General features: G+C 60.6%; 15 protein-coding genes. 13 read left to right on the top strand and 2 right to left on the bottom strand.

Annotated features, from left to right (window positions below):
* Window positions 1-43 precede the first annotated feature (43 nt).
* The 13 genes from QRN36_RS11285 to QRN36_RS11225 all read left to right on the top strand — a co-directional run bounded on the left by QRN36_RS11285 (window position 44) and on the right by QRN36_RS11225 (window position 17,094).
* The gene (locus tag QRN36_RS11285; RefSeq protein ID WP_285424148.1) at window positions 44-1,708 is read left to right on the top strand and encodes a PleD family two-component system response regulator; all 1,665 of its coding nucleotides are present in this window, start codon (window positions 44-46) and stop codon (window positions 1,706-1,708) included.
* Window positions 1,709-1,840: 132 nt separating this feature from the next.
* The gene (locus tag QRN36_RS11280; protein ID WP_285424147.1) at window positions 1,841-3,643 is read left to right on the top strand and encodes a protein-disulfide reductase DsbD; all 1,803 of its coding nucleotides are present in this window, start codon (window positions 1,841-1,843) and stop codon (window positions 3,641-3,643) included.
* Between the two features lie 152 nt (window positions 3,644-3,795).
* Window positions 3,796-4,248, top strand: a complete 453-nt coding sequence (gene aroQ / locus QRN36_RS11275; protein ID WP_074751988.1) for a type II 3-dehydroquinate dehydratase — start codon at window positions 3,796-3,798, stop codon at window positions 4,246-4,248.
* An 80-nt stretch (window positions 4,249-4,328) separates the two neighbouring features.
* Complete coding sequence (gene accB / locus QRN36_RS11270) at window positions 4,329-4,790, top strand: acetyl-CoA carboxylase biotin carboxyl carrier protein (protein WP_093464829.1); 462 nt, start codon at window positions 4,329-4,331, stop codon at window positions 4,788-4,790.
* 17 nt (window positions 4,791-4,807) lie between these two features.
* Window positions 4,808-6,172 (top strand): acetyl-CoA carboxylase biotin carboxylase subunit, encoded by a 1,365-nt coding sequence (gene accC / locus QRN36_RS11265; RefSeq protein ID WP_093464832.1) that lies wholly within the window; start codon window positions 4,808-4,810, stop codon window positions 6,170-6,172.
* Between the two features lie 303 nt (window positions 6,173-6,475).
* Window positions 6,476-7,354, top strand: a complete 879-nt coding sequence (gene prmA, locus QRN36_RS11260) for a 50S ribosomal protein L11 methyltransferase (RefSeq protein WP_285424146.1) — start codon at window positions 6,476-6,478, stop codon at window positions 7,352-7,354.
* 55 nt (window positions 7,355-7,409) lie between these two features.
* Window positions 7,410-8,771, top strand: coding sequence for a DUF3426 domain-containing protein (locus QRN36_RS11255; RefSeq protein WP_285424145.1), 1,362 nt, complete (start codon window positions 7,410-7,412; stop codon window positions 8,769-8,771).
* A 282-nt stretch (window positions 8,772-9,053) separates the two neighbouring features.
* Window positions 9,054-10,067 (top strand): tRNA dihydrouridine synthase DusB, encoded by a 1,014-nt coding sequence (dusB, locus tag QRN36_RS11250; protein ID WP_285424144.1) that lies wholly within the window; start codon window positions 9,054-9,056, stop codon window positions 10,065-10,067.
* A complete protein-coding gene (fis, locus tag QRN36_RS11245; protein ID WP_007907419.1) occupies window positions 10,064-10,384 on the top strand; it encodes a DNA-binding transcriptional regulator Fis in 321 nt (106 codons plus the stop codon). Before dusB ends, fis begins: the two co-directional genes overlap by 4 nt.
* A 74-nt stretch (window positions 10,385-10,458) precedes the next feature.
* Window positions 10,459-12,066 carry a bifunctional phosphoribosylaminoimidazolecarboxamide formyltransferase/IMP cyclohydrolase gene (gene purH / locus QRN36_RS11240; protein ID WP_285424143.1) on the top strand — a complete coding sequence of 536 codons (1,608 nt, stop codon included), beginning with the start codon at window positions 10,459-10,461 and terminating at the stop codon, window positions 12,064-12,066.
* 175 nt (window positions 12,067-12,241) lie between these two features.
* Window positions 12,242-13,537, top strand: a complete 1,296-nt coding sequence (gene purD / locus QRN36_RS11235; protein ID WP_285424142.1) for a phosphoribosylamine--glycine ligase — start codon at window positions 12,242-12,244, stop codon at window positions 13,535-13,537.
* A gap of 98 nt (window positions 13,538-13,635) precedes the next feature.
* Complete coding sequence (locus QRN36_RS11230; RefSeq protein WP_285424140.1) at window positions 13,636-16,431, top strand: hybrid sensor histidine kinase/response regulator; 2,796 nt, start codon at window positions 13,636-13,638, stop codon at window positions 16,429-16,431.
* 66 nt (window positions 16,432-16,497) lie between these two features.
* The gene (locus QRN36_RS11225; protein WP_285424139.1) at window positions 16,498-17,094 is read left to right on the top strand and encodes a MarC family protein; all 597 of its coding nucleotides are present in this window, start codon (window positions 16,498-16,500) and stop codon (window positions 17,092-17,094) included.
* 1 nt (window position 17,095) lies between these two features.
* On the opposite strand, the gene QRN36_RS11220 is transcribed toward QRN36_RS11225, so the two are convergent.
* Window positions 17,096-17,731: a hypothetical protein gene (locus QRN36_RS11220; protein ID WP_285424138.1), complete on the bottom strand. Its 636-nt coding sequence runs from the start codon at window positions 17,729-17,731 to the stop codon at window positions 17,096-17,098.
* A 71-nt stretch (window positions 17,732-17,802) separates the two neighbouring features.
* The gene (locus QRN36_RS11215) at window positions 17,803-18,615 is read right to left on the bottom strand and encodes a hypothetical protein (RefSeq protein ID WP_285424137.1); all 813 of its coding nucleotides are present in this window, start codon (window positions 18,613-18,615) and stop codon (window positions 17,803-17,805) included.
* Window positions 18,616-18,642: the final 27 nt, after the last annotated feature.

Here is an 18,642-nt window from a genome sequence, read left to right as displayed (position 1 = left end):
CGCCAGCATTTGTATCGGGGTTTCCCCTATAAGTAGTCAGGTTATGACTGAAGCAGAAGATCCGAGCCGCGACCGCCTCAAACACCACTTCGCCCAGCGCGTCATCCACCAGGCACGTCAGATCTTGGAGGTATGGCAGCGCCTGCAGCAAAGCGAATGGTCGGCGTCGGACATGGCGGAATTGAGCGAGGCCAATCAGCGGCTATTGCGCTTTGCGGAGCGCTTCGAGCAGTTCGAGCATGCGCAGCTGGCGATGGCAATCGGGCAGTCGCTGGCCGATGTGGAAGCCAATCGCGGCCGGCTGAGCAGCGTACTGATCACGGACCTCAATCGCCTGATGCAGCGGCTGTCCCGCACCGGTCTGAGGCATGGCGATCGACTGGATCAGACTTCCTTGCCGCCCCTTCGCAAACCGATTTACATCGTGTTGCAAGACCACGAACGAGGCGAACGGCTGGCCAAACAGCTGGAATTCTTCGGCCTGAGCGCGCAGTCGCTGGACAGCGTCAACGCCTTCCACGCAACGCTAGCCGAGCGATTGCCTGCGGCGGTGGTGATGGACGTGGACTTCGGCGGCGTCGGCGAAGGCCTCAAGCTCGCGTCGAAAATGCAGGAAGGGCTTGAGCAGAAACTGCCGCTGCTGTTTTTCAGTCATCACGAGACCGACACACCGACGCGACTGGCCGCCGTCCGCGCAGGCGGCGAAGAGTTTCTGACCGGGACACTCGAAGCCTCGAGCCTGCTGGAGAAGATCGAAATCCTCACCCGCGTGGCCCAATATGAGCCCTACAAGGTGCTGGTGATCGATGACTCCCGCGCCCAGGCCACGCACACCGAGCGCCTGCTCAACAGCGCCGGGATCGTCACGCGGACATTGTTCGATCCCATCCAGACGATGGCCGAGCTGGCGGACTTCCAGCCTGACCTGATCATTCTCGACATGTACATGCCCGGTTGCACGGGCACCGAACTGGCGAAGGTCATTCGCCACAACGATCGCTACGTCAGCGTGCCGATCATTTATCTGTCCGCCGAAGACGATCTGGACAAACAACTCGACGCCATGAGCGAAGGCGGCGACGACTTCCTGACCAAACCGATCAAGCCGCGTCATCTGATCACCACTGTTCGCAACCGCGCCGCGCGAGCGCGCAACCTCAAGGCACGGATGGTGCGCGACAGTCTGACGGGGCTGTACAACCACACGCACATCCTGCAATTGCTGGAAGACTGCAGCTTTCGGGCGCGTCGCGAAAGCAAGCCGCTGAGCTTTGCGATGCTCGATATCGATCATTTCAAGAAGGTCAATGACAGCCACGGCCACCCCATGGGCGATCGGGTGATCAAAAGCCTCGCGCTGTTTCTCAAGCAGCGGCTGCGCAAGACTGACTACATCGGTCGTTACGGCGGTGAGGAATTCGCCGTCGTCATGCCCGACACCGATCTGCAGGCCGCTCATGACGTCCTCGATGAAATCCGTCGTCGCTTCGCCGAAATCCATTACCCCGCTCAGCCTGTCGACCTGTTCTGCACGTTCAGCGCCGGTGTCGTCGAGCTGGGCGAACACGACGATGCACTGATGATGGCGTCTCAGGCCGACGAGGCGCTGTACCGGGCGAAAAAGGCCGGCCGCAATCAGGTGCATGGGTTGCAGGAAGGATTCACCTCGTCCGGCGCGAGCAAGCACACGCAGGTTGATATCGTTTAGTCACCCGCGCCATCGCCAGCGAGCCCGCGCCACGGGCTTCGGCCGCACGCAAATATCCCGCACGACTCGGTGCGCCTGCACGCCTGCAAACACTCCGCTATCATGCGCGGACTTTTGTCATGCGAGACCACCATGCGCCGCCTGTTTTGTCTGATACTGCTGACCTTCGCCCTGCCCGCCTTCAGCGCGAGTCTGCTGGATAACAGGCCTGGCTCGACGTTCGGCAGCCCGGCACTGGGCAGCGCCGTCGACAACAGCAAGGACTTTCTCCCGGTCCGTGAGGCATTCCAGCTCAACCTCATCGACAGCACTGCCGAGTCGATCAAGCTGCAATTCGTCGCCACCGAAGGCTATTACCTCTATCGCCACCGCTTTCAGTTCCGCACCGAACCGGCCGACATTGGCCTGGGTGCGGCCCAGTTACCCGACGGCGAGAAGAAGCACGATGAGTACTTCGGCGATGTCGAGGTGTATCACGGCATTCTGGACATCAACCTGCCGCGCAAAGCTGGCGACACACGCCCCTTCACGCTGGTCGTGACCTATCAGGGCTGCGCCGACAAAGGCCTGTGCTACCCGCCGGAAACAGAACGCCTGAGCATCGCAGGGGCAACCGCTGCCAAATCGGACCCTTCGCTACCCCCGAGCGCAGGCGCGGCGGACTTCAGCTGGAAACAACTCGCGCTGTTTTTCCTCGCCGGAATCGGCCTGACCTTCACGCCGTGCGTGTTGCCGATGCTGCCGATTCTTTCCGGCGTGGTACTGCGCGGGCAGATTGGCGGCCTGCGCGGGTTCTCGCTCTCACTCGCTTACGTGCTGCCGATGGCGATCTGTTTCGCCATGCTTGGCGCGCTGATGGGCATGTTCGGCGCAAGCCTCAATTTGCAGGCACGACTGCAATCGGCCTGGGTGCTGGTCCCTTTTTCGCTGTTCTTCGTGATATTCGCCATCGCCATGTTCGGCGCGTTCGAGTTGCGTCTGCCTCGCGCCCTGAACGATCGTCTGGACCGCATCGCCGGCAACACGCAGGGCGGCTCGCTGTGGGGCGCCGCAGTGCTGGGCGTGGTTTCGAGTCTGCTGGTTTCGCCTTGCGTGTCGGCTCCGCTGGCGGGCGCGCTGCTTTATATAAGTGCCAGCGGCGATACCGTGGGCGGCGCGCTGAAACTGTTCGCGCTCGGGCTAGGCATGGGCGCACCGCTGGTGTTAGTCGCGACGGGTGGCGCGGCCTGGCTGCCGAAGAGCGGGCCTTGGCTGGTCACGGTCAAGAACGCGATTGGCGTTTTACTGCTGGCGCTGGCGATCGGCTTGCTCAGTCGGGTCATTCCCGGCCAGGCCACCTTGCTGCTGATCGGCCTGCTGTGGGCGGGCGTCGCGTTGTTTCTGGGTGCGCTGGAGTTCGGCGAAAAATCCACCCGTGGCCGTCTTGCGCAACTGCTGGGCCTGTTTTTGCTGGTCTACGCTCTGTCCTGCTGGTACGGCGCGCTGAGTGGGCGCACCGACCCGTTGCGCCCCCTGGGCAACGACAAGGCGGCCTCGGGACCACAGACTTCCGCCCCGGATATGACCGGCCGTTGGCAGACAATCAATAAGACGAGTGAGCTGGAACAGATCCTCGAAGATTCGAAAAACGCCGGACAACCGGTGCTTGTGGACTGGTACGCCGACTGGTGCATCAGTTGCAAAGTGATCGAACATGACGTGCTGCCGGACCCGAAGATCGTCAGCCAGCTTACGGGGTTTCGCCTGATTCGCTTTGACATGACCGACAGCAATGAAGAGCAACGCGCGCTGCTCGACCGTTACAAATTGTTCGGACCGCCAGCACTGCTGTTTTTCGGAAAAGATGGAAACGAGCTGGAAAATGTTCGTGTCGTCGGCGAAATCAACGTTCAGGCCTTCTCTGAGCGCCTGTCTAGAGCAAATGACCAAATTTAGCCTCATAGTCACAAACTTTGCGTGAATATCGGACATCGTGCTGAATATTGCCGGTAACTGGACAGTCCATTGCGGTTTCCGGCATAGTCGCTGCGCATCAACGGCTCGCATCTGATGCGAGCGTCGAAAACGCACCCAACAAGGAACACACGATGGCGACTTTTCTGGTTCTCCACGGACCTAACCTGAACCTGCTGGGCACCCGGGAACCGGGCATCTATGGCTCGATCACGTTGGCCGACATCAACCAGGATCTGGAAAAGCGTGCGCGCGAAGCCGGTCACCATCTGATGTATCTGCAGAGCAACGCCGAGTACGAATTGATCGACCGCATCCACGCTGCCCGCGATGAAGGCGTGGACTTTATCCTGATCAATCCGGCCGCTTTTACTCACACAAGTGTTGCAATACGTGACGCGTTGCTGGGAGTGAGCATCCCATTCATCGAAGTGCACCTCTCGAACGTGCACAAACGCGAACCTTTCCGCCATCACTCCTACTTTTCAGATGTCGCTGTAGGAGTGATCTGCGGCCTTGGCGCCAGCGGATACCGACTGGCCCTGGAGGCCGCCCTGGAACAACTGGCCACCCGTTCAAAGGCGTGAACGGCGCAGTTTCGCACTGAGCCACACAGCCTGAACCGGCTACCGAATACCCCTGACCGTCCCCTGGGAGTTGATGATTAATGGATATCCGTAAAGTCAAGAAACTGATCGAACTGCTGGAAGAGTCTGGCATCGACGAGCTGGAAATCCGTGAAGGCGAAGAATCCGTTCGTATCAGCCGTCACAGCAAGACTCCGGCACAGCAGTACTACGCGCCGGCCCCGGTCGCAGCGCCTGCTGCACCTGCTCCGGCCGCTGCTCCAGCCGCCGCTGCCGCTGCCGAAGCGCCAGCCGCAGCCAAGCTCAACGGCACCGTTGCCCGCTCGCCAATGGTCGGCACGTTCTACCGCAAAGCTTCGCCATCCTCGCCAGCCTTCGTTGAAGTCGGCCAGACCGTGAAGAAAGGCGACACCCTCTGCATCGTCGAAGCGATGAAAATGATGAACCACATCGAAGCCGAAACCAGCGGCGTGATCGAGTCCATCCTCGTCGAAGACGGCCAGCCGGTTGAGTATGACCAGCCGCTGTTCACCATCGTTTGAACCGCGGAGAGCCAACGATGTTGAAACCTGCGAAGTTGGAAAAAGTTCTGATCGCCAACCGCGGTGAAATCGCCCTGCGGATCCTGCGTGCCTGCAAAGAGCTGGGCATCAAGACCGTCGCCGTTTACTCCAAGGCTGACAAGGACCTGATGCACCTGGGTCTGGCCGACGAATCCGTCTGCATCGGTCCGGCATCGGCTGCTCAGTCCTACCTGCACATCCCGGCGATCATCGCGGCTGCCGAAGTGACCGGCGCCACGGCGATCCACCCTGGCTATGGCTTCCTGGCTGAAAACGCCGATTTCGCCGAGCAGGTCGAGAAATCCGGTTTTGCCTTCATTGGCCCCAAAGCCGACACCATTCGCCTGATGGGCGACAAGGTTTCGGCCAAGGACGCAATGATCAAAGCGAACGTGCCTACCGTTCCGGGCTCTGACGGCCCACTGCCGGAAGACGAAGAAGAAGCGCTGCGTATCGGCCGCAAGGTCGGCTACCCGGTGATCATCAAGGCCGCTGGCGGCGGCGGTGGTCGCGGTATGCGCGTGGTGCACAAGGAAGAGGACCTGATCGCCTCGGCCAAACTGACCCGCAGCGAAGCGGGTGCAGCGTTCGGCAACCCGATGGTCTACCTGGAGAAGTTCCTGACCAACCCACGTCACGTGGAAGTTCAGGTACTGTCCGATGGCCAGGGCCACGCCATCCACCTGGGCGACCGCGACTGCTCGCTGCAACGCCGCCACCAGAAGGTGCTTGAAGAAGCGCCGGCTCCGGGCATCGACGAGAAAGCCCGCGCCGAAGTGCTGGCTCGCTGCGTCAAGGCGTGCATCGACATCGGTTACCGCGGTGCCGGTACGTTCGAATTCCTCTACGAGAACGGCGCGTTCTATTTCATCGAAATGAACACCCGCGTACAGGTCGAGCACCCGGTTTCGGAAATGGTCACCGGCATCGACATCGTCAAGGAGATGCTCAGCATCGCTGCTGGCAATCCGCTGTCGTACACCCAGGATGACGTGAAGATTCACGGTCACGCGCTTGAGTGCCGGATCAACGCCGAAGACCCGAAAACCTTCATGCCGAGCCCAGGCACGGTCAAGCATTTCCACGCACCGGGCGGTAACGGCGTTCGCGTCGATTCGCACCTGTACAGCGGTTATGCGGTTCCACCGAACTATGACTCGCTGATCGGCAAGCTGATCACCTGGGGCAAGGACCGCGACGAAGCCATGGCGCGCATGCGCAACGCCCTGGACGAAATCGTGGTAGACGGGATCAAGACCAACATTCCGCTGCACCGTGATCTGACCCGTGATGAAGGCTTCTGCAAAGGCGGCGTCAACATCCACTACCTGGAACACAAACTGGCCGGTGAGAAACACTGATCCGCCAGCACGTGCCACAGACCACAGAGCCGCTTTCGAGCGGCTTTGTTGTGTTTGAGGGGCGCGATCCCGTAGGACCGGCTTCAGCCGGGAAGCCCTCGGTGTAGACGTCATCAACCTTGCGTTACGACGCCTGACGCTTTCCCGGCCAAAGCCGGTCATGCGTGTTCACCACCCCGCCAGATCACAGGCACCTCACAGATCGCGACACCCACTTTGTTGTTTCCCCGCGAACCCCGTAAACTTGCCGGTCTTTCGTGGCGCTGCGCCGCTCATTCTTTTCAAATTCGAAGGTAACCCGCCATGCCCTGGCTGCAAGTCCGTCTCGCCATCAGCCCAGAACAAGCCGAAACCTACGAAGACGCCCTTCTCGAAGTCGGCGCCGTATCGGTCACGTTCATGGATGCCGAGGACCAGCCGATCTTCGAACCCGAGCTGAACACCACGCCACTGTGGTCCCACACTCACCTGCTCGCGCTGTTCGAAGCGGACACCAACGCTGATCAGGTGCTGGCCCACCTGACCCTGCTCACAGGCGCCGAGCTACCGGAACATACGCACGAAGTCATCGAAGATCAGGATTGGGAACGCAGCTGGATGGACAACTTCCAGCCGATGCGTTTTGGTCAGCGCCTGTGGATCGTGCCCAGCTGGCACGCCGCGCCTGAGCCGGACGCAGTCAATCTGCTGCTCGACCCGGGTCTGGCTTTCGGCACTGGCACACACCCGACCACGGCCTTGTGCCTGGAATGGCTCGACGGTCAGGACCTGAGCAATTGCAACGTGCTGGATTTCGGCTGTGGCTCAGGCATTCTCGCCATCGCTGCGCTGCTGCTGGGCGCCCCGCACGCCATAGGCACGGACATTGATGTTCAGGCGCTGGAAGCCTCCCGCGACAATGCCGGACGCAACCATGTCGCGCCGGAAAAATTCCCGCTGTACCTGCCTGAAGACCTGCCGCAAGAACCGGCTGACGTACTGGTCGCGAATATTTTGGCCGGACCGCTGGTTTCTCTGGCACCTCAGCTGGCCAGCCTGGTCAAACCCGGTGGCCGCCTGGCGCTGTCCGGTATTCTTGCCGAGCAAGGCGATGAAGTGGCTGCCGCCTATGCCGACACATTCGACCTTGACCCGATCGCCAACCGCGATGGCTGGGTGCGGATCACCGGTCGTCGTCGCTAGAAACCATTTGCCCTAAGATCCCGATTTCAGGCGCTCGTTAACCCCGGATACCCGCATGACCGACAGTTTCGTCACTCAGTGCCCGCATTGCCAGACCAGCTTCCGTGTCAGCCACGCCCAGTTGAGCGTGGCACGAGGCATGGTTCGCTGCGGCTCGTGCCTGCAAGTGTTCAACGCTGCCAGACAACTGCTGGAACAACGCGCCGGGGCGCAGAACACTGCTCAAACCACCGAATCAGGGGTAACGCCGCCGGAGCCAGTCGAGGCCAGGCCCGAAGTCATTGCGCCGCAGTCGGTCGTGCTTGCTCCGCCCGCGCCTTTGCCGGTCAGGCAGGACCCACGCCCGGTCGACCTCGACAGCCTTGACCTGGATGATCTGGATGTCGAGCTCGCCCGTCTCGAACAGCGGGAAATCCAGCTGCCGGAATCCTTCGGGCGCGCGAGCCAGCCCCGCGATCACGACGCCGTCGAATCATTCAGCGCGCGCCGTGATGAGCCGGATGTCGGTCAGGAATCGTGGGATCAGGGCCTCAGCCACGACGATGTCAGCCAGCTGCCCGAGCTGCGCGCAGAGGTGATCGAAGACCACGACGGCCCGGACCTCCATGAAGACCGGGCAGATCCGCACGTCGATGAGCACGAAGACCATCGCACCGAGCCTTCCTTCTCATTGACTCCTGACGATGACCTGGACGACGAGCCCGCCCACGCTCAACGGTTGCGGAACGATGTCGAGCCTGACGAGCCGCACACTTCCGAGCGCTTTTCTGCTCTGGACGATGATGACGAGCGAGATCGCCATGACCATGAAGAAGACGACCACCCAGAGCCGCCTCACGGCAAACGTGGGCGAAGCGAACCCGGGCTGCGCGATCAGGCGTTGCTGGATCTGACGGATGACCCGCTGCAACTTGCCTGGCAGAAACCCAAACCCCGCTGGGGCCGGCGCATACTGTGGATGTTCCTGGTGCTGATCGCGTTGGCCGCATTGGCGGGCCAGTACATCTGGTATCACTTCGATGAGCTCGCGCGGCAGGATCAATATCGTCCCTGGTTCCAGCAGATCTGCCCGGAAGTGGGGTGTAAAGTTCCGTCGAAAGTCGATATCAAGCTGCTCAAGAGCAGCAATCTGGTGGTGCGCAGCCATCCTGAATTCCAGGGCGCATTGGTGGTGGACGCCATCATCTACAATCGCGCATCGTTCTCGCAGCCCTTCCCGCTGCTCGAACTGCGATTTGCCGATGCCAGTGGTCAGCTGATTGCCAGTCGTCGGTTCAAGCCCGGCGAATACCTGAGCGGCGAACTCGCCGGCAAGGATGAAATGCCGCCGCAGACGCCTATTCACATCGCGCTGGACATTCTCGATCCGGGAGCGAAGGCGGTGAATTACAGTTTGAGTTTTCGCTCGCCGGAGTAAAATCCGGGTTTGATGGCCGCCTGTCCCACGCACTGAAATGCGGCAGCGCGATCAGGCCAGCGCCGCCCGAAATCCGACGACAGTTTTATGACAATGCGCACCCGAACCTAACTGTTCGCGATAAGAAAGCAGCTGTTCAGATTTTATCCAATTCAGCCTTTATCCAGTCATCGAGAGCGGGTATCATGCCCACCCTTTTTCATACTCTGGGTCCCGTCTGATTGGGTGCAGAAGCACTTTTCGGACCAGACCTCGTGATTCGGCCCCACAACAGGTCACCCTATGTCGGCGGTACGCATCGGCCCATACACATTGCAAAACGGCTTGATCCTCGCCCCCATGGCGGGCGTCACCGACCAGCCCTTCCGGCAGCTTTGCCGCCAGCTCGGCGCGGGCCTCGTGGTCTCGGAAATGGTCACCAGTGACATGAGCCTGTGGAACAGCCGCAAATCCCGGCTGCGCATGATTCACGAAGGTGATCCCGAGCCACGCTCGGTCCAGATCGCCGGCGGAGACCCGCAGATGCTTGCGGATGCAGCACGTGCCAACGTCGAACTTGGCGCACAGATCATCGATATCAACATGGGCTGTCCGGCAAAGAAGGTCTGCAACAAGGCCGCTGGGTCCGCGCTGTTGAAAGATGAACAGTTGGTGACCGAAATCCTGCATGCAGTGGTTGCAGCAGTCGAGGTACCGGTCACCCTGAAGATTCGCACCGGCTGGGACCGGGCGAACAAAAATGGTCTGACGGTAGCCCGGATCGCCGAACAAGCCGGAATACAGGCATTGGCGGTACATGGGCGGACCCGCGCGGATCTCTACACCGGCGAAGCCGAGTACGACACGATCGCGGCGATCAAGCAGGCGGTGTCGATTCCGGTATTTGCCAACGGCGATATCGATTCACCGGAAAAAGCCCGGCACGTCCTCGACGCGACCGGTGCAGACGGGTTGTTGATTGGCCGGGCCGCCCAGGGGCGCCCATGGATTTTTCGCGAGATAGAACATTACCTGCGCACCGGGGAGAAACTTCCTGCGCTGCCAATGGGTGAAGTGGAACGCATTCTGCTAGAGCATCTGGCCGGGCTCCACACGTTCTATGGCGATGTGATGGGCGTGCGGATCGCACGCAAGCATGTCGGCTGGTATCTCGCAACCTTGCCGGGCGCCAGGGAGTTTCGCGCCCATTTCAATCGTTTGGAAGATACGGAAGCACAGTGCGCCAACGTTCGGGAGTTCTTCTCCCAACGCGATAAAAGCCCGGAAGCAGGGAACGAAGAAGAGGTGGCCGCATGACGATGATGACAGAGACTTTAGTGAGTGGAACAACGCCCGTGAGCGACAACGTCAATTTGAAACAACACCTGAATACGCCAAGCGAAGAGGGCCAGACCCTGCGCGGAAGCGTCGAGAAGGCGTTGCACAATTATTTCGCTCACCTTGAAGGTGCTGCCGTCACTGATGTCTACAACCTTGTGCTCTCGGAAGTCGAAGCGCCGTTGCTCGAGTGCGTGATGAACTACGTCAAGGGCAACCAGACCAAGGCGTCCGAGCTGCTGGGGCTGAACCGTGGCACCCTGCGCAAGAAACTCAAGCAGTACGATCTGCTGTAAGCATCCAAAACACAAAAAGCGACCTGACCGGGTCGCTTTTTTGCTGAATTCTTTTGCTTTTGATGGAAGTTGAGATGACCGACCAGACTACCCGCCTGCCGATCCGCCGCGCCTTGATCAGCGTATCCGACAAGACCGGGATCCTTGAATTCGCCCGTGAACTCGAAGCCCTCGGCGTCGAGATCCTTTCCACCGGCGGTACCTTCAAGCTGCTCAAGGACAACGGCGTCGCAGCGGTAGAAGTCGCGGATTACACCGGCTTCGCAGAAATGATGGACGGTCGCGTCAAGACCCTGCATCCGAAAATCCACGGCGGCATCCTGGGCCGTCGCGGCACCGACGACGCCATCATGGCCGAACACGGCATCAAGCCGATCGACCTGGTTGCCGTCAACCTCTATCCGTTCGAAGCGACTGTTTCCAAGCCAGGCTGCGACCTGCCGACCGCCATCGAGAACATCGACATCGGCGGCCCGACCATGGTCCGTTCGGCTGCAAAAAACCACAAAGACGTCGCGATCGTGGTCAACGCCAGCGATTACGGCCAAGTGTTGGAAAGCCTCAAGGCTGGCGGCCTGACCTACGCTCAGCGTTTCGACCTGATGCTCAAGGCCTTCGAACACACTGCGGCCTACGACGGCATGATCGCCAACTACTTGGGCAGCGTCGATCAGAGCGCTGAAACCCTGTCGACCGAAGGCCGCAGCGAGTTCCCGCGCACCTTCAACACCCAGTTCATCAAGGCGCAGGAAATGCGCTACGGCGAGAACCCGCATCAGAGCGCGGCGTTCTATGTCGAAGCCAAACCGGCCGAAGTCGGCATCGCCACAGCGACTCAGTTGCAAGGCAAGGAACTGTCCTACAACAACGTCGCCGATACCGACGCAGCGCTCGAGTGCGTGAAGAGCTTCGTCAAACCGGCATGCGTCATCGTCAAGCACGCCAACCCGTGCGGCGTGGCGGTCAGCCCTGACGCTGAAGGCGGCATTCGCCAGGCGTACGAACTGGCCTACGCCACCGACAGCGAGTCGGCATTCGGCGGCATCATTGCCTTCAACCGCGAACTGGACGCCGAGACCGCCAGGGCCATCGTCGAGCGCCAGTTCGTCGAAGTGATCATCGCCCCGAGCGTCAGCGCCGAAGCTCAGGCCATCGTCGCCAGCAAAGCCAACGTGCGTCTGCTGACCAGCGGCCAGTGGGATGCCGAGCGCGCCCCGGCGTGGGACTACAAACGTGTCAACGGCGGCCTGCTGGTGCAAAGCCGCGACATCGGCATGATCACCGCGGACGACCTGAAAGTCGTGACCAAACGCGCGCCAACCGAGCAGGAAATCCATGACCTGATCTTCGCGTGGAAAGTGGCCAAGTACGTCAAATCCAACGCCATCGTCTACGCAAAGAATCGCCAGACCATCGGCGTCGGCGCAGGCCAGATGAGCCGTGTGAACTCTGCGCGCATCGCGGCCATCAAGGCTGAGCACGCCGGTCTGCAGGTTCAGGGCGCGGTCATGGCATCGGACGCATTCTTCCCGTTCCGTGACGGCATCGACAACGCGGCCAAGGTCGGCATCACTGCGGTGATCCAGCCAGGCGGCTCGATGCGTGACAACGAAGTGATTGCCGCTGCCGATGAAGCCGGGATTGCAATGGTGTTCACGGGCATGCGCCACTTCCGCCATTGATACAGCGATTAACTGTGGGAGCGAGCTTGCTCGCGAATGCAATCGGTCAGAGACACCATGTCGTCTGACACACCGCTTTCGCGAGTAAGCTCGCTCCCCCAGAGTTGGTACGCGACGCTCAGATCGTCGACGTGCCAGCGACACCCACAGAATTAGCGTCATCGAGGTTTTTGAAATGAATGTTTTGATCATCGGCAGCGGCGGCCGTGAACACGCTCTGGCCTGGAAGGTCGCGCAGGACGCTCGTGTCGAGAAGGTCTTCGTCGCGCCGGGCAACGCTGGCACCGCCATCGAGGCCAAGTGCGAGAACGTCGCCCTCGACGTCCTCGCGCTGGAACAACTGGCTGACTTCGCCGAGAAGAACGTCGCACTGACCATCGTCGGTCCGGAAGTCCCGTTGGTCGCCGGTGTCGTGGACCTGTTTCGCGCCCGTGGATTGAAATGCTTCGGCCCGACCCAGGGCGCGGCGCAACTGGAAGGTTCGAAGGCGTTCACCAAGGATTTCCTGGCGCGCCACAAGATCCCCACCGCCGACTACCAGAACTTCACCGAGATCGAGCCTGCCCTGGCCTATCTGCGTGAAAAAGGCGCGCCTATCGTGATCAAGGCCGATGGCCTTGCTGCGGGTAAAGGCGTCATCGTCGCCATGACGCTCCAGGAAGCAGAAGAAGCCGTGCGCGACATGCTCGCAGGTAACGCCTTTGGTGATGCCGGCTCACGCGTCGTGATCGAGGAATTCCTCGATGGCGAAGAAGCCAGCTTCATCGTCATGGTGGATGGCAAGAACGTGTTGCCAATGGCCACCAGCCAGGACCATAAACGTGTCGGCGATGGCGACAGCGGCCCGAATACCGGCGGCATGGGCGCCTACTCCCCTGCTCCGGTCGTGACCGCCGATGTGCATCAGCGCGTGATGGACCAGGTCATCTGGCCGACCGTCAGAGGCATGGCCGACGAAGGCAACGTTTACACCGGCTTCCTCTATGCTGGGTTGATGATCGACAAGGCAGGCAATCCGAAGGTCATCGAATTCAACTGCCGCTTTGGCGATCCTGAAACCCAGCCGGTCATGCTGCGCCTGCAGTCGAGCCTGGTCGAGCTGGTCGAAGCAGCATTGGCGCAAACGCTGGATACCACCGAAGCTCAGTGGGATCCACGCCCAAGCCTCGGAATCGTACTGGCCGCAGGCGGCTACCCTGGCGATTACGCGAAGGGTGAGCAGATCAATGGTCTGGATGCGGCAGCCCAGCTGTCGGGCAAAGTGTTTCACGCCGGTACCGCTCTGAAAGAGGGTCAGGTCGTGACTTCGGGTGGTCGGGTTCTGTGCGCGACCGCGCTGGGCGACAGCGTAGGCGACGCTCAGAAACACGCGTACGAACTGGCTGCAAAGATTGACTGGCAAGGCTGTTTCTACCGCAAGGACATTGGCTACCGTGCCATTGCCCGGGAACGCGGCGAACATCTGGAGTAAGTCTCGGTTCGGGCAGCCATCTCTGTTATCGCAGATGACTGCCCGCTCTTGCGGTGGCCTCCAGAGTTAACTGGCTTCATTCACGAAGGGATTTCGCCGTGCGCTGGCTCAGGATTGCCACACGTTTGACAGTTACCCTGCTGACCCTGCTCTGGATATCATCGGCATCGGCCGAGGTCAGCGCAGGATGGTCAGCGCTTGTCGACGATCAGGCGAACCTGCAACTCAGCGACATCCGCTCCTCCCATTACGATTCCCAATTCAGCCCGGTAGAGCTCGACAAGGTTCGCGCCACCGAGCGTGACGCCGCACTCTGGCTGCGCTACCGCCTGGCCCCCTCGAATCACGAAAAACTGGTGCGCATCTTCGCGCCGGACCTCGCCACCGTGGACATGTATGTGCTCGAGGGCGACAGCCTGATCGGCCACTCACGCTCCGGCAACAAGGTGCCGCGCGAGGCGCAACCTTTACCTTCCGTGGACTTTCTACTCCCCGTCCCGCTCAGCGACAAACCGCTGGATGTGTATCTGCGGCTGAAGTCCGAGCAGGAGCTGCGTCCCAATATTTCGCTGGAATCAGCCGTCTCCAGCGCAGCCGATGAACGACGCCCGCTGCTGCTGGGGCTCTTCTTTGGCTCCCTGGCGATGCTGATCGTGCAGAACATCACGCGCTTCGCCCAATCGCGATCGGTCAGCAGCCTGTGGCTGGCGGCCTGCGAAACGTTTTTGGGGCTCAGCGCGCTGCTATTGCTCAACCTGCAGGCGCCCTGGTTGCCTCATTGGCATTTGGCCCAGACACCCAGCGCGCACCTTGCGCTGCTGCTCGCCGCTGCCACCGGCCTGATGTTCGCCTACTGTTTCTTCGTTCAGCGTGGCGTCGAAGCGCTTAACCGCTTGTTGATGAGCGTGCTGTTGATCGTCGGCTTCGGCGCGCTGCTGGTGCTGTTCGTCGACACCCTGCCATTGAACATTCTGACCTTCCTGCTGGTGGCGCTGACGACCGTGACGATCACGCTGGTCTCGGTTTTCCACCTGCAAAAGGGCTATTCACCGGCGCGTCCCTTTGTCATCGCGATGATCGTGTTCAACCTGGGCAATCTGGTGATACTGCCCGCGATGCTGTGGCTGACCAGCATCGCGGCGCAGACGTTGATCATTGCTGTGCTGGCCGTCTTCTGCCTGTGCGGCCTGCTGATGAGCATTGCCCTGAGCGAGCGCCATCGCAGCATCACCGAAAACAATTTCAGCATCAGCCGCGAACTGGCGGCCAGCACAGCCGAAATCAACGCCAAAGCAGAGTTTCTCGCCAAGATCAGCCACGAGATCCGCACGCCCATGAACGGCGTGCTCGGGATGACCGAGCTGCTTCTGGGTACGCCGCTGTCAGTCAAACAGCGCGATTACGTGCAGACGATCCACAGCGCCGGGAACGAACTGCTGACGCTGATCAACGAAATCCTCGACATCACCAAGCTCGAATCGGGGCAGATCGAGCTGGATGACGTTCAGTTCGACCTCAACGCCATGATCGAAGACTGCCTGAGTATCTTCCGCGCCAAGGCCGAGCAGCAGAGTGTCGAGCTGATCAGCTTCATCCAGCCTCAGGTCCCGCGGGTGATCAGCGGTGACCCCACGCGCCTGCGACAGACCCTGCTCAGCCTGCTGGAGAACGCGTTAAAGAAGACCGACGAGGGCGAGATTCTGTTGGTCGTCGCCCTCGACTCACGCGGCGGAAAACCGCGCCTTCGCATCGCCGTGCAGGACAGCGGCACACCACTGACACCCAAGGAGCGCGACGCGCTGCTGCACGCCGAATTGCACAGCAAGAATTTCCTGGCGGCCAGTAAAGTCGGCGGCCATCTCGGGCTGGTGATCGCCCGGCAGTTGATCCTGCTGATGAATGGCGAATTCGGTATTCAAAGCGGTACCAATCAGGGCAGCACGCTGTGGCTGAGCCTGCCGCTGGACGCCGAACGTCTGGAGCAACCGGCAGCGGACCTGGACAGCCCGCTCAAGGGCGCGCGGGTGTTGGTGGTCGACGATAACGACACGTGCCGCAAGGTGCTGGTGCAGCAATGCAGCGCCTGGGGGCTGAACGTCAGCGCCGTGCCGTCGGGCAAGGAAGCGCTGGCGCTGCTCAGAACCAAGGCTCACCTGCGGGACTATTTCGACATCGTGCTGCTCGATCAGAACATGCCCGGCATGACCGGCATGCAACTGGCCGCGAAGATCAAGGAAGACCCGAGCCTCAACCACGACATCCTGCTGATCATGTTGACCGGCATCAGCAACGCGCCGAGCAAGGTTATCGCCCGCAATGCCGGCGTGAAACGCATTCTCGCCAAGCCGGTGGCGGGCTATACCCTGAAGACCACGCTGGCCGATGAGTTGAACCAGCGCAACAAAGGCAACGCGACCTACCAGCCTGCTGCGGCCGTGAACAACGAAGTCGACGTGCCTTCGGATTTCAGGATTCTGGTGGCCGAGGACAACAGCATCTCCACCAAAGTCATCCGCGGCATGCTCGGCAAGCTGAACCTGCAGCCCGACACCGCCAGCAATGGCGAAGAAGCCCTGAGCGCCATGAAAGCCCAGCGCTATGACCTGGTGCTGATGGACTGCGAAATGCCCATTCTCGATGGTTTTTCGGCGACTCAACAGCTGCGCGCCTGGGAGATGGGCAACCAGCGAGTGCGTACGCCCGTGGTCGCGCTGACGGCGCATATTCTCGCCGAACACAAGGACCGCGCGCGCCAGTCGGGAATGGACGGGCATATGTCCAAACCGGTCGAACTGTCTCAGTTGCGCGAGCTGGTGGAGTACTGGGTCGAGCAACGTGCCCTGAACCAGGCAGCCCGACAGGCGCACGACGAAGACCGTTATCAGCAAAACTGACGCTCAACGGGCTGTGGCGCCTGATAGACTTGCCCCCGTCCCAGTCTGCCGCGATGAGCCAAAACCATGCTTCACGTGTTGTTCAGCGTTTATTTGAAGATGCTGGTGCTCTACAGCCCATTCTTCGTCCTCTCCTGCTTCATCACTCTGAGCCGCGGATATTCACGTAAGGAGCGTCGTCACCTGGCGTGGAAAATCGCCCTCGCGACCCTGGTCTCCAGCGTGTTGCTGTACCTCTTCGGGCGTGTGATCTTCGGCGTTTTCGGCATTACCGCGGACGCCTTCCGAATCGGCGCCGGCAGCGTGCTGTTCATTTCCGCACTGGGCATGGCACAAGGCAAATCAGGGGTCCAGACCGACAACGTCCAGCAGGACGTGGCGATCGTTCCGCTCACCATTCCTATCACGGTGGGCCCCGGGACCATCGGGGCATTGCTGGTCATGGGCGTGAGCCAGCCTCATTGGGATGACAAGCTCACGGCCATCGTCAGTATCGCGCTGGCGAGCCTGACCGTCGGCGTCGTGCTGTATCTGTCCAACAGCATCGAGCGCATCCTCGGCGACCAGGGATTGCAAATCGTCAGCCGACTGATGGGGCTGTTCGTCTGCGCCTTGGCCGCGCAGATCATCTTTACCGGCATCAGGGGTTACCTGCTGCCGTAGTTCACACCAGAGCGCGGGTGAGCACGTGCTCCAGCCGATTGTCGAGGTAGCGCGCCAACTCGTCGCGCCGACCCTGGTTGATGTCTCGGTTGAGCACATACCGGCCTCCTTTGACGTGCAGAATCACCCGCTTGCCACCGACGTGCACCGCATCGGTATTGAAACTCAGATAAACGCCGCACATCAGCACCACGACCTCTCCGCCAGTGGTTTTTTCGCAAGGCGCCAGCTGCAAAAATCGCCCCTTGCCGGCCACGGCCGAGTGATCGAAAAAAGCGCTCACGGTGCGATTCAGCCGGGCGGCGGAAAAACACCTGCGGACCATCTGAGCAAGTTGCCCCGACCCGTAAGAGCCCACTATCTGAAAGAGCTCGTCGGCCCAATCGTCTGGATGACCGAGGACTCTGGATTCGGGGGTAATGAAGCTGGTGCGCTGCAAGCCGTAGGCTGCCAGCCGCTGGGTATAGACGTGCATCCAGACCGACCAGAATTCATCCCTGTCGTACGTGTTGCTGGCCGCCATGTCTGCCACGGTGATCACGTTCAGAATCGAGCTTTTCTCCTCGGCCGACATGCCGGGGGAAAAGGTCATGAGGTTACCGTAAGCAAACGCGGCTTCTACGCGCTGTGAAGCCATTGCACACCTTCCTGGTGTTGTCGGCAAAGAAGGCGCATGGGCCAGCCGGTGGCACCATGCGCTCGCACATGTCAGCCACCCAGCGGCAGGTTCAGGATGTTATCGAACATGTAGTCATCCAGGCGGTCTGCCAGTCGCTGCTTGCCCCTTTGAAACCGCCCTTCGTTCAGCACCAGCTTGTCACCCGCTGACGCCACATCCACATCGCTGGACTGCCATTCCCAGAACAGAACGTTCGAGACGCTGTGGGATGTAATGAAGTAGATATTGGTGCTGACCAATACCACGTCGCCCTGTGGAGACTCCATGCAGACAGCGATGTTGAATTTGCCATCCTGATGAGTACGGGACTCTTTCTGGAACAAACGAAGCGGCTCGCCGCCCTGACGCAGGCTGTTGACCGCATCTGACGCCAGATTCAGCAGTACTGCAGTGGATATGCCCGGAACGGCAGCCGCGGCGAGCGCGTTGGCGAGGATTTCCAGGCCAACCTGGTCCATTGTGAACTTGCGTGAGCTTGCGGAGTGCGCGCGCATGGAATCAGCAAAACCCGCCCATCCCAGGCCCTTCATGATGTCGGTCTTGTCTTTGTACCACGCCTTGCGGCGCTCGGAGAGGTTGGCGATCTTACGCGTGCGATGCACCGCGGCCAGGTCCGAATAAAGCAGCGAGTTGGTGACGTAGTCCTTATGCTCGGCCGACATGTTGCCACTGAAAATGATGAGATGTTCTGGAGCGACCACCGCACTTTGCGGACCGCTGCTCTCGGACGAGTCGAAGCTTGGGCTCAGGCGTCCGGATGAAGCATCGATTGCATCCAGGGCTGATGGGTGGCGGGTAGTGTCGAGGTCAAGGGGCTGACGATCGTACAGGGTGTGAATCATAAAAAAGTCCTTTTAGCAGATTGCCCT

The sequence above is a fragment of the Pseudomonas sp. efr-133-TYG-103a genome, assembly GCF_030209235.1.
Taxonomy (GTDB): Bacteria; Pseudomonadota; Gammaproteobacteria; order Pseudomonadales; family Pseudomonadaceae; genus Aquipseudomonas.
This window is presented reverse-complemented; position numbering and strand designations above follow the sequence as displayed.